This is a genomic window from Agrobacterium sp. NPDC058088, assembly GCF_042885035.1.
GTDB lineage: Bacteria > Pseudomonadota > Alphaproteobacteria > Rhizobiales > Rhizobiaceae > Agrobacterium.
In genome coordinates, this window is sequence record NZ_JBHVSU010000010.1 from 55,010 (window position 1) to 74,005 (window position 18,996).

The window sequence follows — 18,996 nt, forward strand, 5'->3', positions numbered from 1 at the left end:
TGACGGAGGGATAAGGATCAGGCGGTGGCGAGGCAGGCGTTAAAGCTTTTCTCCAGCTTCTCGCGGTCCAGTTTGCGTCCGATGAAGACGAGACGGCTTTCGCGCTTTTCATCTTCCTTCCACGGGCGCTGGTGATCGCCCTCGATGATCATGTGCACGCCTTGGACCACGTAACGCTCGGCATCGCCCTTGAAGGCGATGATGCCCTTGAGGCGCAGAATGTTCGGGCCATCGGTCTGGGTGACCTTCTGGATCCACGGGAAGAACCGCTCGGGATTCATCTCGCCGCCGCGTAGCGAAACCGACTGTACCGTCACGTCATGGATCGGGGATACCGCGCCATGGTGGTGATGATCGTGGCCATGGTCGTGCCCATGGTCATGATGCCCGTGGTCATGGTCATGGTCATGATGATCGTGATCGTGATGATGATCGCAATCAGGGCCGCAAACGTGGTCGTCATGGCCGTGCTCGAGGAAATGCGGGTCGTTTTCCAGCGCGCGTTCCAGGTTGAAGGCGCCCTGATCGAGAACCCGGGCGAGATCGACGCCGGAACGGGTGGTCTTGTAGATGCGGGCGGAAGGATTGATGGCGCGCACGATATCTTCGATGCGGGCAACTTCCTCCGGCGAAACGAGATCGGTCTTGTTGACAACAACGACATCGGCAAAGGCGATCTGGTCTTCGGCCTCGCGGCTGTCCTTCAGGCGTAGCGGCAGATGCTTGGCGTCAACCAGGGCAACGACAGCATCGAGCTCGGTCTTGGCGCGCACGTCGTCATCCATGAAGAAGGTCTGGGCGACGGGCACAGGGTCGGCGAGGCCAGTCGTCTCGACGATGATACCGTCGAAGCGGCCGGGGCGGCGCATCAGGCCTTCCACGACGCGGATGAGGTCACCACGCACCGTGCAGCACACGCAGCCATTGTTCATTTCGTAGATTTCCTCGTCGGATTCGACGATCAGATCGTTGTCGATGCCGATCTCGCCGAATTCATTGACGATGACAGCGTATTTCTTGCCGTGGTTCTCGGAGAGAATGCGGTTGAGAAGCGTCGTCTTGCCGGCGCCGAGATATCCCGTCAGGACGGTGACTGGAATGGGCTTGGCTGTTGCTGTTTCGGTCATGGAAACCTCGTATGGAGCAAGGCCGGTTGCGGCCTTAAGGAGAAGTGTCGTCGTCCATATAGGCGCGACGTTCGGGCAGTTCAAAGGGATTCTGGCCGCTTTCGGCTGAGTTTTTCAAATTTTGTTATGAAATAACGTTATGTCAAAAGCGTGGACATCTTCAAGCAGTTCGAGCAGGCCGTTGACCGCATGGGAAATCAGCCTTTCGCCCTTTTCCGCAGAGGCAGCGGCGGCGTTTCCGGCAACGCCATGAGAGTTGAGATCGCTCATCAGCCAGCCGAATGCGTGCGGGCCATAGGCGCGCAGGTGTTTGAAGCGGCTAGTGAAATCGCTCTGGCGCGAGGGGAAGTTTGCGGCCTTTTCCATTGCCACTCGTTCGGGATGAAGCGCCAGCATGACGGATGTCTCGATATCGCCACCGTGAATATCGACCGCCTTGTCCTCCGGCTTCACGATATCGGCCGGCACGCCAAAACGGGTCCAGCTTGTCGCGACCGCCAGCATGCCGAAACGGGCGCGCGCCTCGGTGGCGACGATGGTCATCAGCGGTGAATTGCCGCCATGGGCGTTCAGCATCACGAATTTGCGTACACCCTTTTCATATTCGGCTTTCGCAATGCCGAGCCAGCGTTCTACAGCCTCCTCATAACGCAGCGTCTTGGTGCCAGGCACATTCATGTGTTCGATGGAATAACCGACGGGCTCCACCGGCAGGAGGCTGACCCGCAGATGAGCAGGCAAAACGGCGGCGAGGCGGGAGACGATGCCCGCCGCAATCAGCGTATCGGTCTCGAAGGGCAGGTGGGGGCCGTGCTGCTCGTGCGCGCCGAGCGGCAGCACGGAAATTGCACCTGTTGCGCGAAGATGAGGGTCTGTTACGTTTTCGTCGTGATAATGCGTGTATGAGTTTGGCATCTGGCAGTCCGCGCGAGCATTCGGTAAGGATTTCCAGCAACATATATCGGTTCCGCCACAGGGTAAAAGGCACTCGCATATGAGCAAGGACAAATCCGGGCATAAGGACAAAAGCGCCAAGAAGGAAAAGGGCAGCAAGAAGGTAAAGGACGTCAAAAAGAGGGATGAGAATTTCAACCCCGAGGAACTGGCGCAATCCATTACCCAGGCCGCCCGCTCCATGCGCACGGCGCTGAGCCACAGCCTTGCCGAAAGCGGCCTTTATGCGGGCCAGGACGGCGTCATTCTGGCGCTGGCGCAGGAAGGCAGCCTGACACCCGGCCAGATCGCCCAGAAACTCGGCGTGAAAGCCCCAACCATGACCCGCACCATCGGCCGCATGGAAGCCCAGGGTTTCGTGGAACGCAGCGGCGATGACGAAGACGGTCGTGTGACGCTGGTGAAGCTGACGGAAGCGGGCCTAAAGAGCGTCGAGCACATCAACACATCGATAGCGGATTGCGGGGCGAGGGCCATAGAGGGGCTTTCCGCCAAGGATATTCGCAACGTTGTTAAACTTCTCAAGGCAATCGACGCCAATCTTCAATAATTTGTTGAAATTTTTAAAGTGCGCCCTTTGTTTTATGGGTATTCCTTAAACGGGTTGCGGATTTTGTTTAAATTGTTTAATTGCGATTTAAACAGGGACATCCGTCGCTGACATGCGTTTGGGGAGGAATGCCATGGCACAAAAAGTTAAACTGTCGACGATTGCCGAAAGCCTCGGTCTTTCGACCGCCACGATTTCACTGGCATTGCGCGACAGTCCGCTGGTTGCCTCCGACACGCGTGACAAGATCAAGGAACAGGCGCGGGCACTGGGTTATATCTATAACCGGCGCGCCGCCAGTCTGCGCACCTCGCGCTCCGGCATTGTGGGCGTGGTGTTCCACGATGTGATGAACCCCTTCTATGGCGAGATCCTGAAAGCCATTGAAAGCGAGCTGGACCGCAGCCGCCAGACCTTCATCCTGTCCAACCATTATGATTCGGTTGAAAAGCAGCGCACCTTCATCGAAACGCTGCTGCAGCTCGGCTCCGACGGCATCATCATGTCGCCCGCCATCGGCACGCCGATCGAGGACATGACGCTCGCCGAAGAAAACGGCATGCCGGCCATTCTGGTGGCCCGTTCGATGGATGGCGTCGACATGCCGACCTATCGCGGCGATGACAGCTACGGCATTTCGCTCGCCACCAACCACCTCATCAGCCTCGGTCACCGCACCATTGCCATGGTTGGCGGCACCGACCAGACCTCGACGGGACGTGACCGTTACCAGGGTTACGTCAATGCGCTGCGCAAGGCGGGCATCGAGGTTGATCCGAACCTGCGCATTCCCGGCCCACGCTCCAAACAGGGCGGTTTCGAGGCGGCGGTGCATTTCCTGTCGCTGCCGCAGAAGCCGACCGCCGCCGTGTGCTGGAACGATCTCGTTGCCATCGGCCTCATGAACGGTATTTCCCGCGCCGGTCTGGTGCCGGGTGTCGATATCTCGGTAACAGGCTACGACGATCTGGAAGAAGCTGCCATCGCCACCCCGGCGCTCACCACCGTTTCTAACGGTCAGGCCGAGGTCGGGCGCCTGGCGGCCCGCGCACTGCTTGACAGGCTGGCGGGCAGCCATGAGCCTGACGGAATTCACCTCATCAAACCGGAAATGCGTATTCGGCAATCGACCGGGCCGGTGCGGCCGCGCGTGTGAGCATATCGCCCGGGAGCATGGATGCGGCAGGCTGCCTGTTCTTGGTTGTTCGCGACGTTCACTTCTTCCGTCATTCCGGCCTTGAGCCGGAAACCAGTCACTGCGTGTCTGCGCGGTGAAAAAGACTCTCTCAGCCCAAGGTTTTGGGCTGACTGGATGCCGGATCAAGTCCGGCATGACGACCTTGCAAGTGCTGCAGAAAAGCAGCATGACGCAAGCGCATGCGCCAAAAAATCGGCAAGAAACTGCCCTCTGTCCCCATAACATCTCCTTATTGGCCTTTTCACGGCCGCCGTTGTTTGAAAGGATCGCCGCCCTGAGGAGTGGGATGGCAAGCGGTTCGCCTGACGACCACTTCTGATATCGGAATGTTATCTGGAGGAATATCCGCTCATGTCTGACAAAAAGGCCGTCGTTCTCGTTCCCGGCAAGATAAACCCGCGCGTTCTCGAACGCCTCGAAGGCAAGGTTGAGATTGTGGCAGTGCCTGCCGGTGCCGAGCTGGTTTTGCCTGAGGGTGCGGCCGGGCGCATCAATGCCATTGCTGTTTCCGGCGCCGTCAACGCCAAATGGATCGATCCGCTGCCAAAGCTCGAGATCATCGCCAATTTCGGCGTGGGTTATGATGGTGTCGACGCCAAACACGCTGCCACGCGTGGCATCGTGGTGACGAATACGCCTGATGTGCTGAATGACGAAGTGGCCGATACGACGATCGCACTGTTGATCAACACCGTGCGCCGTCTCTATCAGGCCGAGACGTGGCTGCGGGATGGCAAATGGGTTGGCGAAGGCCCGTTCGCGCTGTCGCCGTTTTCGCTGCGCGGCCGCAAGGTCGGCCTGTTCGGCATGGGCCGCATCGGCCAGGAAATCGCCAAGCGCCTTGAACCCTTCAAGGTGGAGATCGGCTATCACACCCGCAGCAAGCGCGACGAACTCTCCTACACCTATTACGCTTCGCTGAAGGAGATGGCTGAGGCCGTCGATACGCTGATCTGTATCGTGCCGGGTACTCCGGAGACGCACAAGGCTATCAATGCCGAAATCCTGACCGCGCTCGGGCCTGAGGGCGTGTTCATCAATGTCGGTCGCGGTTCCAGCGTCGATGAGGAAGCGCTTCTTGCGGCGCTCAAAAGCGGTGCGCTGGGTGCTGCCGGTCTCGACGTGTTTTATGCCGAACCGAAGGTGCCGGAAGCCTTCCTGTCGCTGCCGAATGTCTCTCTGTTGCCGCATGTCGCTTCTGCGTCCATCCCGACGCGCAATGCGATGGCTGATCTGGTGGCTGACAATATTCTCGGCTGGTTCCGGGACGGCAAGGTGCTGACGCCGGTGCCGGAAACGCCGGTTAAGGAGTAAGGTCGGAACCTCCACGCACCGTCACCCCGGACTTGATCCGGGGTCCAGCGCGATCAAGTCTTTGATCGCGAAAGGCTCCTCTCACGGCGCAGACGCGCCGTGGCTGGATGCCGGATCAAGTCCGGCATGACGGAGGAGACGTTTTCGCCCGTTGTGGGCGTTCTATTCCACGATCTCCGCGCTTCCCACCCAGCGCCCTTCGGCAAAAGATCGCGCCATGGCGTGAATGCTGCGCTCGATCTTCAACCCTTCCTCGAAATCGATGATATGGGCCTTCTTGCCGTCAATGGCCGCGATCAGTTCCCGGCATTCGATCACCTTCAGATCGTTGAAACCGAGGCCGTGGCCGGGGGCAGGGATGAAGCGGTCATAGGGCTTGTGATGCGGGGCGGTAAGGATCGTTCTGAAACCCTGCTCTTCCGGGCGTCCATCCGTGGTGTAGAGCTGGAACTCGTTCATCCGCTCCTGATCGAACAGGATCGAGCCGGTGGAGCCATATATCTGGATGGCGATGCGCCCCTTGCGGCCCCAGGCGGAGCGGTTGGCGATGAGCACGGCGGAAATGCCGCCTTCGAGCTTCAGGAGAACGCTGGCAAGATCATGCGTTTCGACGGCCCGCTCGCCGCCGCCGGCAAGCGGACGGGTCTCGTAAGGTTTGACCATATCGGTAATGGCGCTTTCTGCGTGGCCGAAGAGGGCGTAAAGCAGCGATAGCGGGTGCACGGCGAAATCATCCAGTGCGCCGTAACCGGAGGACGCCTCACTCTTCCAGTAGAAGGGCTGGGTGGCATCGGCCATAAAGTCCTCGTCCATTTCGGCACGCACATGATAGACCTTGCCGATCGCGCCGTCGTCGATCAGGCGGCGGATGTGGCGGATGACGGGGTTCTGGATATAGTTGTAACCCATCGCCGCTGCCTTGCCGGACCGGCGGGCGGCATCGCGCATCTTCACCGCGTCAGCAAAGGCGGGCGCCATCGGTTTTTCGCACCAGACATGCTTGCCGGCCTCCAGCGCGGCAATCGCCATTTCGGGGTGAAAGGCATTGGGTGTGGTGACCGAGATGACGTCGATTTCGGGATCGGATAGCAGGTCGCGCCAGTTGCCTGTCGAGCGGACAAAACCGAACTCGGCGGCCTTCTTCGCGGCCAGCTCGGGGTTGACTTCCGCAAGCGTCACAAGGCGGGGGCGTTCCACATCCCCGAAGACGCTCGTGACGTTGTTCCACGCCAAAGCGTGGCACTTGCCCATGTAACCGGTGCCGATAAGGCCCACGCCAAGAGCGGTCATGGTATTCTCCTCCCGAAATTATTGGAATTAATACAATTCGTTAATTGCGTTTGTTGTGTGCCAAGACAATCTCAAGACGTGTCTTCGCGCACTCCCTCATTCCTGTGCCTGTCACAGGAATCCAGCCGACGCGCGTCTGCGCGACGGAAAGACTCCTTTCAGCCCAAGGACTTGGGCTGGCTGGATCCCTGTGACAGGCACAGGGATGAGGAGGCGGCGATGTTTGCCTGAAATGCCTTACGGATTATCGCGCTTGAAAATCCAGTCGTGGTCCGGGTGGTTCTTGAAGCGCCATTTGCGCATCGGCCCGGCCATCACGTTCAGATAATACATCTCATAACCATAGGGCGCGCCGCAGGGGTGATGGCCCTTTGGCACCAGCACGACATCCCCGTCCGATACAGCCATGGTCTCGTCCAGCGACCCGTCCTCGGTAAAGACGCGCTGGAAACCGAAACCCTGCGCCGGGTTGAGCCGGTGGTAATAGGTCTCTTCCAGATAGGTCATGTCGGGGTAGTTATCCTCGTCATGCCGGTGCGGCGGATAGGACGACCAGTTGCCGGAGGGCGTGAAGACTTCCGTGACCAGCAGGCTGTCGGCCACATCGCGTTCTTCCATCGCGATTGGGAAGATGTAGCGCGTATTGGCGCCCTTGCCACGCTCGGTCAGTTGCACACCGTTAGGCCCGATCTGCTGCGCCTCGCGGCTGCCTTTTTCGCCGGGTGCGGTGCAGACGCCAACGGTGCAATCCGTTGTGGCGGTCAGCGACCATTCGGAACCGGCAGGAACATAAACGCAATGCGGCGGCTTGCGCTCGAACACATTCATGCGGTCACCGAGTTCTCCGAAGTCTTTACCCCCTGCGGAAATCGTCGCCTTGCCTTCGACCAGCACGAGGATGACTTCCGTGTCGCCAGTGTTTTCCGCTGCCGTCTCGCCCGGCTTCAGTCGGTAAAGGCCGAAACCGACATAACCCCAATCCGCGCTTTGGGGCGTGATATCGTGCACCTTGCCGCTGGTCGCGACCGGCTTGCGCAGAAGTGAGGTCATGGTGGTGTTCCTTTTTGTGAGCAGTTCAATTCATTGAGCGGCTATTCCCGCGTTTCCCTCATCCCTGTGCTCGTCACAGGGATCCAGCCAGCCCAAGTCCTTGGGCTGAGAGGAGTCTTCCCGCCGCGCCGACGCGCATCGGCTGGATTCCTGTGACAAGCACAGGAATGAGGGGGAGAGGGTTGCGCCGGAGTATGCGATCCTTAGACGACGTATACACTGGTGCTACCCCGACGCTTCAAGCAGCCTCAGCCTTATCCAGCCCCACTTGCCGCGCGAAGGCCTTCAGCGATTTCAGCCCGAGGCTCTGATATTCGAACGGGTTGCGCACGTCAGGATCCTGCTCGGCCTCGATCACCAACCAGCCACTGTAACCATGCTCGGCCGCCACTTTCAGCACGGGCGGGAAGTTTACACCGCCTTCGTTATCGCCAGGCACGGTGAAGACGCCGCGGCGAACGCCTTCGAGGAAGGAGAGCCGCTCGTTGCGGACCTGATCGGCAATGACCGGGCGCACGTTCTTGGCATGAATATGGCCAACGCGGTCCATGTATTTCTGCGCAACGCGAACAGGGTCGCCGCCGCCGAACAGGCAATGGCCGGTATCGAGCAGCAGATGCGTCTTCGGACCGGTGTGCTGCATCAGGAGGTCGATCTCGTCTTCGCTTTCGACCACCGTTCCCATGTGGTGGTGATAAACGAGGGTGATGCCCTGTTCTGCGGCGAAGGCGGCCAGCGCTTCCACGCCTGCTCCGAACGATGCCCAGTCCTCGGCCGCAAGGCGCGGACGGTCGACCAGCGCCGTGTCGTCTGCGCCGTGGATGGCGTTGGACGTCTCGCAGACGATGATGACCTTGGAGCCCATGGCTTTCAGGAGATCGAGCGCCGGCTGCATTGCTTTCTTTTCAGATTCGATACTGTCCGTCACAAGGTTCAGCGAATGCCAGCCCGAGACAAAGGAGAGGCCGCGTGGCGAAAGCACGCCCTTCAGACCTTCCGGGTCGGTCGGGAATTTGTGACCCTTTTCGATGCCGTCGAAACCGATCTTGGCGGTTTCATCAAGGCATTGCTCCAGGCTGATATGGGCGCCCAGCGTGCGGTCGTCGTCATTGGACCAGGCGATGGGGTTGGTGCCGTAACGGATCATCTTACTGTCTTTCCTTGACATGGTTTTCATAACGGGCGCGGGCCGGGCCGATTTCGGCGCGGTCTGAGACTTCAGGCACCGCGACATCCCACCAGTGGCCACCGGCCTGCGGGGTCGGATAGGGGTCGGTATCGATGACGATGACGGTCGTGCGGCTGGAGGCACGGGCGGCGGCGAGGGCCTCTTCCAGCTCGGTTATGGTGGAAACCTTGCGTGCATCCGCGCCCATCGAGCCGGAATGGGCAACGAAGTCGATGGCGATCGGATTGACGTTGGTATGGGCGTAAAGGTTGTTGAACTCCGCGCCGCCGGTTTCCATCTGCAGGCGGTTGATGCAGCCGTAACCCCTGTTGTCGGTGATGACGAGGGTGATCTTCACGCCCATGGCGACCGATGTCGCAAGCTCGGAATTCATCATCATGTAGGAGCCATCGCCGACCATGACGATCACGTCCCGGTCCGGTTCCGCCATCTTGATGCCGAGGCCGCCGGCGACCTCGTAACCCATGCAGGAGAAGCCGTATTCCATGTGATAGGAGAGCGGCAGCTTGGATTTCCACAGCTGGTGCAACTCGCCCGGCATCGTGCCCGCCGCGCACATGACGACGGTATTGTCGCGCGACTGGCGCTGGACAGCACCAATGACCTGCATATCGGTGGGCAGGCTGTTTGCGTGCTCTTCGCCCGGCGCCGCCGTATCGGCATCGGCTTTTTCGAACCACGCTGCCTTAAGACCGGCATTCGGCGCTGCAAAGCGATGGCTGCCGAGGGCTGCGGAGAGTTTTTCAAGCCCGATTTTGGCATCCGCCGTCAGGCTGATTGCATCGTGCTTGGCGCTATCATAGGGCTGGACGTTGAGCGCCAGGATCTTGCGGTTCTGGTTTTTGAACAGTGCCCAGGAACCCGTGGTGAAATCCTGAAAACGCGTGCCGACACCAAAGACCAGATCGGCCTTTTCGCTGATGATATTGGCGCTTTCCGCACCGGTAACGCCAACGGGGCCGAAATTCAGATCATGATCCCAAGCCAATGCCGATTTGCCGGCCTGTGTTTCAACAACGGGGATGGAATGGGTTTCGGCAAAGCGTTTCAGCGTCTCCGTCGCACCGGCGAAATGAACGCCGCCACCAGCAACGATGATGGGGTTCTTCGCGGCCTTCAGCGCAGCGACGGCCTCTTCGAATTCCACAACATCGGGCTCAGGACGGCGCTGGCGCCAGACCCGCTTTTCGAAGAAGCTTTCGGGATAATCATAGGCCTCCGCCTGCACATCCTGGCAGAAGGCGAGCGTGACGGGGCCGCAATCGGCCGGGTCCGTCATGGTGCGCATGGCGCGGGGAAGGGCGGTCAGCAATTGTTCCGGCCGCATGATGCGGTCGAAATAGCGGCTGACGGGGCGGAAGCAGTCATTCACCGTCATCGTGCCGTCGCCGAAATCTTCGAGCTGTTGCAGCACTGGGTCCGGGCCACGATTGGCGAAGACATCGCCGGGAATGAGCAGAACGGGCAGGCGGTTGACATGCGCCAGCGCTGCCGCCGTTACCATGTTGGCAGCACCGGGGCCGATGGAAGAGGTGACCGCCATGGCGCGGCGGCGGCGCAGCTGCTTGGAATAGGCGATGGCCGCATGGGCCATGGACTGCTCGTTCTGGCCGCGATAGGTCGGCAGCTCGTCGCGGATGCCATACAGCGCTTCGCCGATGCCGGCGACATTGCCATGGCCGAAAATTGCCCACATGCCGGCAATATAGGTTTCGCCATGTTCATTCATCTGCGCTGCCAGGTAACGAACCATGGCCTGCGCAGCCGTCAATCTTACTGTCTTCACGCTGCCTCTCCCTTTTTGGCGCGCGCCTCATCCCATATACGGCACAGGCTGGTGTAACGCTGCGCCATATCCTTGACCGCTTCCTCGTCGGTCATCTTGCCCGAGAGCCAGCCGCGGGCGGCGTCGGCAAAAATCGTGCGGCCAACGGCGAAACCTTTGACCAGATCGAAACCGGCCGCAAGACGGAAGCTTTCTTCCAGCTCGCTCTGCGGTGCGTCGAGACCGAGAACGACGATGCCCCGCACGTAAGGGTCGTTGCGATGCACGGCGTCGCAGGCATTTTTCCATGCCGCCGTGGTTTTCATCGGCTCCAGCTTCCACCAGTCGGGGTAAACGCCAATCTCGTAAAAGCGCTCGATGATACGGGCGGCGGTCAGATCGTCGGTCGGGCCGACCTTGGAGGGTATGACCTCGAGCAGCATTTCCAGCCGGTTGCGGCGTGCTGCCTCAAACAGCCGTATCACGGTCTCTTCCTGCGCGGCGCGCATCTCATCGGTGTCGTCAGGGTGATAAAAACACAGAACCTTGACGACATTTTCGAGCGGCCATTCGGAGAGCCCGCCAAAATCCTTGCCCAGTTCCGGTTCCAGCGTCAGCGGGCGCGAGCCCGGCCATTCCACCGGACGGCCGATCCAGAGACCGGAGCCGCTGGCGGCAAACAACGCGTCACGTCCAAGGCGTCCGTCGCAGAGAATGCCATAACCCGTTTCCCCACCGGAAACTTTTTGCGCAGCTTGAAGGCAAAGCTTCTTGAAAGCGCCGATCTGCTCGTGCTTGACGCCAAGCTCGTCGGCGATCGCTTCCAGCTGCATGCGATGGTCGAAAGCAAAGACGCGCATGGTTTCCCAATCGCCCTTGCGGTTGGTGGACCAGTGCACCTGCTCCAGCGCCTCGTCCTTGCGCAGCGCCTTGTTGCGAATGCCGGCTTTAAAGAAATATTGCAGCTCTTCCCAGCTTGGATAGGCAGGCGTGCAGCCATGGCGGGAGACGGCAAAGGCGCCGCAGGCATTGGCGTATTTCAGTGTTGTCGGCCAGTCTTCGCCGCGCAGCCAGCCGCGGAACAGCCCGGCCATGAAACCGTCACCAGCGCCCAGAACGTTGAAGACCTCGATCGGGAAACCTTCGCCCGTCTGCCCGTCATCCAGGCTTGCGGGAATGTTGCCGGTGAAGACCGAAGCACCCATCGGGCCGCGCTTGCACACCAGAGTTGCATTCGAAACCTTGCGGACGGCGTTCAGCGCGGTCAGTGTATCGGTCGAGCCGCCGGCAATGTGGAACTCCTCTTCCGTGCCGACGATCAGATCGAAGAGATGCAGGGTGGATTGCAGCTTGGCGGTTACCTTCTGCGATTCCACGAAACGGCTTTCGCCATCGCCATGGCCGGCCACACCCCAGAGATTGGGGCGGTAATCGATGTCGAGCGCGGTCTTTGCACCATTTTCGCGGGCGAGTTTCAGCGCCTTCAGCACCGCCGCTTCCGTCTTCGGATGCGACAGATGTGTGCCGGTGGCGCAGACGCAAGCCGCCTCGGAGATGAAAGCGGGATCGATATCGTCTTCGCTGAGCGCCATGTCGGCACAGTTTTCGCGGTAGAAAATCAGCGGAAACTGGTTCTGGTCACGAATCCCGAGCAGCACCAGCGCCGTCAGGCGCTCCGGGTCGGTTTTCAAGCCTCGCACGTCAACGCCTTCGCGCACGAGCTGTTCGCGGATGAAGCGGCCCATGTGCTCGTCGCCGACGCGAGTGATGACGGCGCTGTTGAGGCCAAGCCGCGCAGCACCCGCTGCGATGTTGGTGGGAGAGCCGCCAATATATTTGGCAAAGGAGGCCATGTCCTCCAGACGGCCACCAACCTGCGACCCATAAAGGTCAACAGACGAGCGCCCGATCGTGATGAGATCAAGTTTTTTCAAAAGGTTCCTCCTTAGCACCGCACGCTGGCGCGGTCTGCCTCATGTGTGTCGAGCGGATCAGGCAACCATGCCGCCAGCTATTGCCATCCCCGCTCCGGTGAGCCTCCTCCGCTCACTTGTCCGTCACGAGAAGGACCGTCGTGGAATGTCCGTTTCATGGATTTGGATCATAAATTCTATTTTTTCCGTTTTCAATAAAAATATTCAGGCCGTCTTGCGTGTTCCCACAGCCACGGCCAGCGTGATGGCGAGACAGAGCGTGGCGGAAAGGGAGCGGAAAGCGCCGAAATCGATCTCGGTGACGGTCAGAAGCGTCGCGCCGGACTTGCGCAGCGGATTGACCGCAGAATCCGAAAGCGCAACGACCGGAATGCCGCTGGCGCGGGCATTCCCCGCCAGTTCCAGCGTTTCTGCGGAGTAGGGGGAAAATGTGATGGCGATCAGCGCGTCGTCACTGGAGATGGCGCTGATATTGCCAAGTCCGCCAACAGCGCTGTGCAGAACCGCGGGCACCTTCATTTTTTCGAAGGCATAGGCCAGATAGCTGGCAATGGGAAAAGAGCGCCGTAAACCGACGATGTGCACGGTGCGCGCCTTTGCCAGTATCGAAACGGCCTCGTCCAACTGCCGTGTATCGACCGATTTCAGCAGCATTTCCAGCGAGGAACGGCCGGCCTCGACAAATTCCGCAAGTAAGCCGGAGGCGCTTTCATCCCCTTTCTCACGCAGATGGTCGAGCCGTGTGGTATAGTCGGGCCAGCCGCCAACATACGAATCGCGAAACAGGCGCTGCATCTCCGAAAAGCCGGAAAAGCCCATGATCTGGCAGAAACGCATAAAGGCCGAAGGCTGCACACCTGCACCCTCAGCCATTTCGGCGACGGTGGAGACGGCAATGCGATCCTGATTGGATGCGACATAATCCGCGCATTGACGCAATCGTTTCGGCAAGCCTTCCGCGACATGGAGCAACCGCTCCTCAAATGCCTTTACGGATTCTGGCGCCTCGATTGCCGTCATTGTCGTTCCCTTATGCAGATTGAATCCCGCGCACTGTAACTGCAATGGAATTTTTATTCCATTGGGTTTTTTAGAGGTAGGAGTGATGGACGGGACCAGGGGCAGGAGGGACCAGCATATTCTCCTCATCCCTGTGCTTGTCACAGAGATCCAGCTGAGGCGCGTCTGCGCGGCGAGAGAGTCCTTCCAGCCCAAGGACTTGGGCTGGCTGGATTCCTGTGACAAGCACAGGAATGAGGGTGGTGGGGTGGACTCAGTGCAGCCCACCCACCCCGAGATGCGTATCGATAATATCCGGATTTGCCGTCAGTTCGCTCGACGGCCCATTCCAGACGATGCGGCCGCGTTCCATGATGATGGCGTGGTCTGCGAAATCGATGGCCATCTGGATGCGTTGTTCAACGAGAAGAATGGTCATTTCGCCTGACTGTGCCAGTTTGGAAAAGGCGGCCATCAGTTCTTCGCAGATGACGGGGGCAAGGCCTTCGAGCGGTTCATCGAGAAGCAGCACCCGTGGCTTTCCGAGAATGGTGCGGGCGGTGGATAGCATCTGCTGCTCACCGCCTGACAGTTGCGAGCCTAAATTGCGGCGCCTTTCCTTCAGGCGTGGAAACAGCGTGTAGGCTTCCTCGATGGCCGATTTTGGTCGTCCCTTGAGGCCGACGAACAGGTTTTCCTCCACTGTCAGCGTCGGAAACACGTCACGCGTCTGCGGCACGTATCCGAGACCGGCGTGGGCGCGCGCCGCACTCGGGAGGGCGGTAATGTCCTGCCCGCCGATGCTGATATCGCCGGAAAAACGTTTCGTCTGTCCAGCCAGCGTGGCGAAGAGGCTTGTCTTGCCGACGCCGTTGCGGCCGAGCACGGCGAAACGCGAGCCCGACGGTACGGAAAGCGACAGGCCCTCAATGACCCTTGTCGGGCCGTAACCGGCGGTGAGGTTGACGATTTCAAGCGGCGCTGCGGGCATCGGCGTAACTTCCCAGATAGGCTTGGCGGACTTCCGCATTGCTGGTGACGTCTTCAGGTGAACCATCAAAGATCACCGCACCTGCAGCAAGCACCACCACACGTTTGGCAAAACGGAAGACCAGATCCATGTCGTGCTCGATCATCAGGATGGCGAGGTCGGCGGGCAGCCGGTCGAGCGCCTGTTCGATGCGCGCCGTTTCCGTGGAGGGCACGCCTGCGGCGGGCTCATCGAGCAGCAGGATTTTCGGGCGAAGCGCCATGGCAAGCGCAATTTCGATCAGTCGCTGCTGGCCATAGGCGATTTCACGCACCCGGGTTTCGGCGAGCGTCAGAAGGCCGAGCGTGCCCATGATATCGCGGGCTTCGCTCATGACGGAGGGCATGGCGCGATAACGCCCGAAGATCCGTCCCGTCTTGCCTTCCCGCTGGAGAATGGCAAGCGCCACGTGTTCCTCCGGCGTCATGTCCTGAAACAGCCGTGTAACCTGGAAGGACCGCACGAGGCCTCGTTTTACGCGCTGGCTGGCGCTGAGGCTTGTGACGTCCTCGCCCGCGATGCGTACCGTGCCGGCCGAGGGTTTGATATTGCCGGTGACGAGATTGACGAAGGTCGTCTTGCCAGCGCCATTGGGGCCGATCAGCACGGTACGGTCCCCCGGCGAAAGCGACAGCGACACATTGTTGGTGACGATAAGGCCGCCGAAATTCTTCTGCAGGCCGGTCACTTCGAAAATGGCGCTCATTTGCGATCTCCCCGCAGACGCGCGATGATCTGCTCACCCGCGCCATAAAGTCCGCGTGGCGCAAAAAGCACGACGGCAATCAGCAGCAGACCGACGATGGTGAGCCAATGGAACGGATTGGCGGCGGAAACGACATCCTCGAACCACATGAAGGTGACGGTGCCGATTAGCGCGCCGTAAAGCGAGCCCGCGCCGCCGAGCACCAGCATGACAAGACCCTCGGCCGATAGGGTGAAGCTGAGGCTGTCCAGGCCGACGACCTGCGTGGAAATGGCGTTGAGCGCGCCACCGATGCCGGCGACGATGCCTGAAATAACGAACATCTTCAGGATTGTGCCATTGACGGCGCCGCCCATGGCTTGAATGCGGATGCTGTCCTGCTTGACGCCACGGCACAACATGCCGAAGGGCGAATTGACAACGACCCGAAGCGCCAGAAAAACGACAAGCAGCAGGCAGACGCCATAGATATAGGCGGTGCGGCCATAAAGATCGAATTCGAAGGTGCCGAACAGCGCATCGGGTGACACGCCTGACAGGCCGTCGCTGCCGCCGGTCCAGTTCGACGCCTTGTTGGCCGCCTCATGGAACAGATGGATGACGGCGATGGAGAGCACCAGTTGCGGCAGGCCATGTGCGCGCAGCAGAACCGTGCCTGACAGCAACCCGGCCAGGCCGCCCGCAGCCGCGCCGATGGCGGTCATCAGCAGCGGATCGGTGATGTTGAAATGAGCAGCGGCAATACCGGATGCATAGGCACCTGCGCCGAACAGCGCGGCGTGGCCGAGCGTGGCGACGCCGCAATAACCGGTGACGAGATCGATCGACAGCACCAGAAGCGCAATCGCGATGATGCGCGTCAGAAGCGCCAGATTATCCGGAAACAGGAAATAACCGATGATGGCGGCGGCGATGATGACAAGGGGCCCGCCCAACGCGCGCAGCGGCGAGCGCGCCTTCGGGATCCTGGCCTTTTCGGTTACGTCGTTCATGAGCACCGCCATCTCATTTCGTCCTTCCGAGAAGGCCGCGCGGGAACAGCGTGATGATCACGATGACCGCCAGATAAAAGAAGAATTCGCCGTATTCGGGCGCAAGATACCGCCCCGTCGTATCGATGGCGCCGAGCAGCAGGCAAGCGATGAGCGCACCGGGAATGGAGCCCGCGCCGCCGACCGAGACTACCACGAGGAAGGTGACCATGTAGCGCAGCGCATAATAGGGCTCCACCGGCAGCAGTTCCGCGCCGATGACGCCGCCCATGGCGGCAAGCCCGACGGCGATGGCGAAGCTGACGGCATAGATGACTTCGGTACGCACGCCGAGTGCCGCCGCCATGGCGGCATTGTCCACTGCCGCCCGCAGCTTGATGCCGAAGGCGGTCTTTTCGAAGGTGAACCACAATGCGCCTGCTACGGCCAGACCGCAGGCAATGGCGAAGATGCGGTGGGTGGCGATGGTGCGGAAGCCGAGATCGGTGGGGCCGGCCAGCTGCTGCGGCAGCGGAATGGTCTTCAGCGTCGGGCCGAAGACGAAATTGGCGATGCCGATGATGCAGAATGTGATGCCGATGGTCATCAGCACCTGCGTCAGCTCCGGAGCGCCATAGATGCGGCGATAGAGAAAACGCTCAAGCGGTATGGCGATGATGATGGTGCCGACGATGGCGACGAGGATCGCTGCCGCATAACCGAGACCGAGGCCGTGGGCGGCATAGGAGGCGAGATAACCGCCGATCATGGCGAATGCGCCATGCGCGAGGTTGACCACGCGCATCAGCCCCATCGTCACCGAAAGGCCGATAGAGATGATAAAAAGGACCATGCCATAGGCAAGCGCATCGATAAGGATGCTGAAGACCGTCTGCATGCTGAAAAAGCTCCTCCCGGTGCTGCAATGCCCGAACCGGGCCGGAACCGAACCGCCGCAAGGACGGTTCGACCCGCTTTGAATGGCCGCTGTTATTTTGCTGCGGCGAGGCCCGGATCGCCCTGTTTTTCGAACGTCTGGACTTCCTTGTTGTAGTAGCTGCCGTCATCTGCCTTGGCCACTTCGCGCAGATAGATGTTCTGCGTGATGTGTCGGCTTTCCGGATCGATGCTGACAGGGCCGCGCGGGCTTGTCCAGGAAAGACCCTTCACAGCCGACACCGCCTTTTCCGCATCCTGTTTGCCGCCGGTGGCCTCTATCATCTTGCTGATGACATACATGCCGTCAAAGGCGCCGACTGCCGGGAAGGAGAGTTCCTTGGGGTTGCCGATGGCCTTGGTCGCGGCTTCCACGAAAGTCTTGTTTTCAGGCGAATCATGCGAGACGGCGTAGTGGAAGGTCGTCTGCATGCCAAGCGCCGCTTCACCGAGCGCCGGCAGATCGGACTCCTGCGTCAGATCACCCGGTGCGAAAAGCTTGATGCCCGATGATTTCAGCCCGTTGTCGTTAAAGGCCTTTACGAAACCGAGCGTCGTTGGGCCCGACGGCAGGAAGGCGAATACGCCCTGCGCGCCGGAATCCTTCACGCGCTGCATGATGGGGCTGAAATCGTTGGTCGAAAGCGGCATGCGGATGCTTTCGACAACCTCGCCGCCGGCGGCGGTGAAGGCCGCCTTGAAGGCGTTCTCGGCATCGACGCCCGGCCCGTAATCGCTGACCAGCGAGATGACCTTCTTCACGCCGCCATCAAAGGCCACCTTGGCGATGGGGGTGGAGGTCTGCCAGGTGGTGAACGAGGTGCGCACCACATAAGGGCTCTTGGTCACGATGGCCGAAGTGGCGGCATTCATGATGACCATCGGCACGTTGCCCTGCTTTAAGAGCGGCGTGACGGCCATGGCGTCGGGGGTAAAATAGAAGCCGGCGAGATATTGCACGCCTTCCTTCACCACCAGCTCCTGCGCCAGCGCCTTGGATTGCGCGGGATCGGCCTGTGGCACATCGCGATAAACGACTTCTACCGTGTCATTGCCCACTTTGTTGCCGTGAAGGGCAAACCAGGCATCAATACCTGCCTTGAAGTTTTTGCCCTGCAGCGCGAACGGGCCGGAGAACGGACCGACCACGCCGACCTTGATGGTCTCGGCATAAGCGGCAGTACTGAAGCAGATGGCCGCGATGGCGGCGGTGATCCGTAATTTCATGAATTCCTCCCAATTGATCCGTGGCTCCCATCCACCGATCCAGGCTGCCAGATTGATGAGTGCGGTAGCCAAAGTAAAATGAAATAAGGGGGGTGATAAATAACCTGACGGTTATCAATATCCGTCCCGCAGGGTTTGTCTCATGCAAGATCGCACAATAGTGATCGTCCCGTGATTCTCACTATATAGCGCCGCGGCAGCCATCACGACCGGTGTTTTTACGGCACGTGGTATCGAAATGCTTCCTCATGAAAACCAGCTTTTGTGCTGTTTCGACAATGACGGTCATACCCGCGCAAGCCTCGTGCCTTAACCAGTTCTAAGGGGATTGTTTGTAGCCTCGCGAAGCATATTGTGAACTTTATTTGGTGTCTGATGGGCGAATATCAAAATAGAGTTGTTGAGTTGATGCGAGATCGCGTTGGCGAAAGTATACTCAACAACAAGATCGAGCGCCGCGAAGCATTTCTTCGCAAGGCGCTGGCGCTGTATCACGTCATGGGCGGAGACGCGCAAGGCATGCACGCTGCTGTGGAGGATGTGGTCAACCTGCAAAAGCCGAGTGTCGATGTCGCTATTGGCGACGTGATGCATGAGCTGGCAGCAATCGGTCACGTTGCCGATCTTGATATTATTCAGGCCGGGTACAACAAGCTTGATGCCGCTAATATGCATATTCTAAGCAAGGGCAAGAGGCTGTTGCAGAAGCAGCGGGACCAAAAACTCGCCGGTTCGGCGGGAAAATAGGCCGCCCAT

The 18,996-nt window shown here is 59.8% G+C and carries 17 protein-coding genes; 4 read left to right on the plus strand and 13 right to left on the minus strand.

From position 1 onward, the window contains the following. Positions 1-17: 17 nt before the first annotated feature. Entirely contained in the window at positions 18-1,127 is a 1,110-nt protein-coding gene (locus ACFVTJ_RS21175) for a CobW family GTP-binding protein (protein ID WP_386910566.1), read from the minus strand. Positions 1,128-1,241: 114 nt separating this feature from the next. Next, positions 1,242-2,042, minus strand: a complete 801-nt coding sequence (locus tag ACFVTJ_RS21180) for a creatininase family protein (RefSeq protein WP_386910567.1) — start codon at positions 2,040-2,042, stop codon at positions 1,242-1,244. 79 nt (positions 2,043-2,121) lie between these two features. Here ACFVTJ_RS21180 and ACFVTJ_RS21185 point away from each other — a divergent pair, with 79 nt between their 5' ends. The 3 genes from ACFVTJ_RS21185 to ACFVTJ_RS21195 all read left to right on the plus strand — a co-directional run bounded on the left by ACFVTJ_RS21185 (position 2,122) and on the right by ACFVTJ_RS21195 (position 5,143). Beyond that, complete coding sequence (locus ACFVTJ_RS21185; protein ID WP_386910568.1) at positions 2,122-2,631, plus strand: MarR family winged helix-turn-helix transcriptional regulator; 510 nt, start codon at positions 2,122-2,124, stop codon at positions 2,629-2,631. 133 nt (positions 2,632-2,764) lie between these two features. Further along, the gene (locus ACFVTJ_RS21190; RefSeq protein ID WP_004433466.1) at positions 2,765-3,787 is read left to right on the plus strand and encodes a LacI family DNA-binding transcriptional regulator; all 1,023 of its coding nucleotides are present in this window, start codon (positions 2,765-2,767) and stop codon (positions 3,785-3,787) included. Between the two features lie 393 nt (positions 3,788-4,180). Next, a complete protein-coding gene (locus ACFVTJ_RS21195; protein WP_386910569.1) occupies positions 4,181-5,143 on the plus strand; it encodes a 2-hydroxyacid dehydrogenase in 963 nt (320 codons plus the stop codon). Between the two features lie 162 nt (positions 5,144-5,305). Here the strand turns inward: ACFVTJ_RS21195 and ACFVTJ_RS21200 are convergent, their stop codons facing one another. The 11 genes from ACFVTJ_RS21200 to ACFVTJ_RS21250 form a co-directional block, all read right to left on the minus strand. Next, on the minus strand, positions 5,306-6,433 hold the full coding sequence (locus tag ACFVTJ_RS21200; RefSeq protein WP_386910570.1) for a Gfo/Idh/MocA family protein: 1,128 nt from the start codon (positions 6,431-6,433) through the stop codon (positions 5,306-5,308). 237 nt (positions 6,434-6,670) lie between these two features. Continuing rightward, the gene (gene iolB, locus ACFVTJ_RS21205) at positions 6,671-7,483 is read right to left on the minus strand and encodes a 5-deoxy-glucuronate isomerase (protein ID WP_003519834.1); all 813 of its coding nucleotides are present in this window, start codon (positions 7,481-7,483) and stop codon (positions 6,671-6,673) included. Positions 7,484-7,721: 238 nt separating this feature from the next. After that, complete coding sequence (gene iolE / locus ACFVTJ_RS21210) at positions 7,722-8,630, minus strand: myo-inosose-2 dehydratase (RefSeq protein ID WP_386910571.1); 909 nt, start codon at positions 8,628-8,630, stop codon at positions 7,722-7,724. Between the two features lies 1 nt (position 8,631). Then, positions 8,632-10,458 (minus strand): 3D-(3,5/4)-trihydroxycyclohexane-1,2-dione acylhydrolase (decyclizing), encoded by a 1,827-nt coding sequence (iolD, locus tag ACFVTJ_RS21215; RefSeq protein WP_386910572.1) that lies wholly within the window; start codon positions 10,456-10,458, stop codon positions 8,632-8,634. Further along, the gene (iolC, locus tag ACFVTJ_RS21220; protein WP_386910573.1) at positions 10,455-12,371 is read right to left on the minus strand and encodes a 5-dehydro-2-deoxygluconokinase; all 1,917 of its coding nucleotides are present in this window, start codon (positions 12,369-12,371) and stop codon (positions 10,455-10,457) included. The genes iolD and iolC overlap by 4 nt, the downstream gene beginning before the upstream one ends. 204 nt (positions 12,372-12,575) lie before the next feature. Beyond that, positions 12,576-13,391 carry a MurR/RpiR family transcriptional regulator gene (locus tag ACFVTJ_RS21225; protein ID WP_386910574.1) on the minus strand — a complete coding sequence of 272 codons (816 nt, stop codon included), beginning with the start codon at positions 13,389-13,391 and terminating at the stop codon, positions 12,576-12,578. A gap of 253 nt (positions 13,392-13,644) precedes the next feature. After that, on the minus strand, positions 13,645-14,361 hold the full coding sequence (locus ACFVTJ_RS21230) for an ABC transporter ATP-binding protein (RefSeq protein WP_386910575.1): 717 nt from the start codon (positions 14,359-14,361) through the stop codon (positions 13,645-13,647). Then, on the minus strand, positions 14,342-15,106 hold the full coding sequence (locus ACFVTJ_RS21235) for an ABC transporter ATP-binding protein (protein WP_386910576.1): 765 nt from the start codon (positions 15,104-15,106) through the stop codon (positions 14,342-14,344). The genes ACFVTJ_RS21230 and ACFVTJ_RS21235 overlap by 20 nt, the downstream gene beginning before the upstream one ends. Further along, complete coding sequence (locus tag ACFVTJ_RS21240; protein ID WP_386910577.1) at positions 15,103-16,110, minus strand: branched-chain amino acid ABC transporter permease; 1,008 nt, start codon at positions 16,108-16,110, stop codon at positions 15,103-15,105. The genes ACFVTJ_RS21235 and ACFVTJ_RS21240 overlap by 4 nt, the downstream gene beginning before the upstream one ends. A gap of 1 nt (position 16,111) precedes the next feature. After that, entirely contained in the window at positions 16,112-16,975 is an 864-nt protein-coding gene (locus ACFVTJ_RS21245; protein ID WP_386910578.1) for a branched-chain amino acid ABC transporter permease, read from the minus strand. 92 nt (positions 16,976-17,067) lie between these two features. After that, positions 17,068-18,240: an ABC transporter substrate-binding protein gene (locus ACFVTJ_RS21250; protein WP_386910579.1), complete on the minus strand. Its 1,173-nt coding sequence runs from the start codon at positions 18,238-18,240 to the stop codon at positions 17,068-17,070. A 375-nt stretch (positions 18,241-18,615) separates the two neighbouring features. Between ACFVTJ_RS21250 and ACFVTJ_RS21255 the strand changes: the two genes are divergently transcribed. Then, positions 18,616-18,987, plus strand: a complete 372-nt coding sequence (locus ACFVTJ_RS21255) for a hypothetical protein (RefSeq protein WP_174037709.1) — start codon at positions 18,616-18,618, stop codon at positions 18,985-18,987. Positions 18,988-18,996: the final 9 nt, after the last annotated feature.

Coding starts and splice junctions, on each gene's coding strand:
- ACFVTJ_RS21175 (WP_386910566.1), bottom strand. CDS start 1,127: ATGACCGAAACAGCAACAGCCAAGCCCATTCCAGTCACCGTCCTGACG.
- ACFVTJ_RS21180 (WP_386910567.1), bottom strand. CDS start 2,042: ATGCCAAACTCATACACGCATTATCACGACGAAAACGTAACAGACCCT.
- ACFVTJ_RS21185 (WP_386910568.1), top strand. CDS start 2,122: ATGAGCAAGGACAAATCCGGGCATAAGGACAAAAGCGCCAAGAAGGAA.
- ACFVTJ_RS21190 (WP_004433466.1), top strand. CDS start 2,765: ATGGCACAAAAAGTTAAACTGTCGACGATTGCCGAAAGCCTCGGTCTT.
- ACFVTJ_RS21195 (WP_386910569.1), top strand. CDS start 4,181: ATGTCTGACAAAAAGGCCGTCGTTCTCGTTCCCGGCAAGATAAACCCG.
- ACFVTJ_RS21200 (WP_386910570.1), bottom strand. CDS start 6,433: ATGACCGCTCTTGGCGTGGGCCTTATCGGCACCGGTTACATGGGCAAG.
- iolB (WP_003519834.1), bottom strand. CDS start 7,483: ATGACCTCACTTCTGCGCAAGCCGGTCGCGACCAGCGGCAAGGTGCAC.
- iolE (WP_386910571.1), bottom strand. CDS start 8,630: ATGATCCGTTACGGCACCAACCCCATCGCCTGGTCCAATGACGACGAC.
- ACFVTJ_RS21225 (WP_386910574.1), bottom strand. CDS start 13,391: ATGACGGCAATCGAGGCGCCAGAATCCGTAAAGGCATTTGAGGAGCGG.
- ACFVTJ_RS21230 (WP_386910575.1), bottom strand. CDS start 14,361: ATGCCCGCAGCGCCGCTTGAAATCGTCAACCTCACCGCCGGTTACGGC.
- ACFVTJ_RS21235 (WP_386910576.1), bottom strand. CDS start 15,106: ATGAGCGCCATTTTCGAAGTGACCGGCCTGCAGAAGAATTTCGGCGGC.
- ACFVTJ_RS21240 (WP_386910577.1), bottom strand. CDS start 16,110: ATGGCGGTGCTCATGAACGACGTAACCGAAAAGGCCAGGATCCCGAAG.
- ACFVTJ_RS21245 (WP_386910578.1), bottom strand. CDS start 16,975: ATGCAGACGGTCTTCAGCATCCTTATCGATGCGCTTGCCTATGGCATG.
- ACFVTJ_RS21250 (WP_386910579.1), bottom strand. CDS start 18,240: ATGAAATTACGGATCACCGCCGCCATCGCGGCCATCTGCTTCAGTACT.
- ACFVTJ_RS21255 (WP_174037709.1), top strand. CDS start 18,616: ATGGGCGAATATCAAAATAGAGTTGTTGAGTTGATGCGAGATCGCGTT.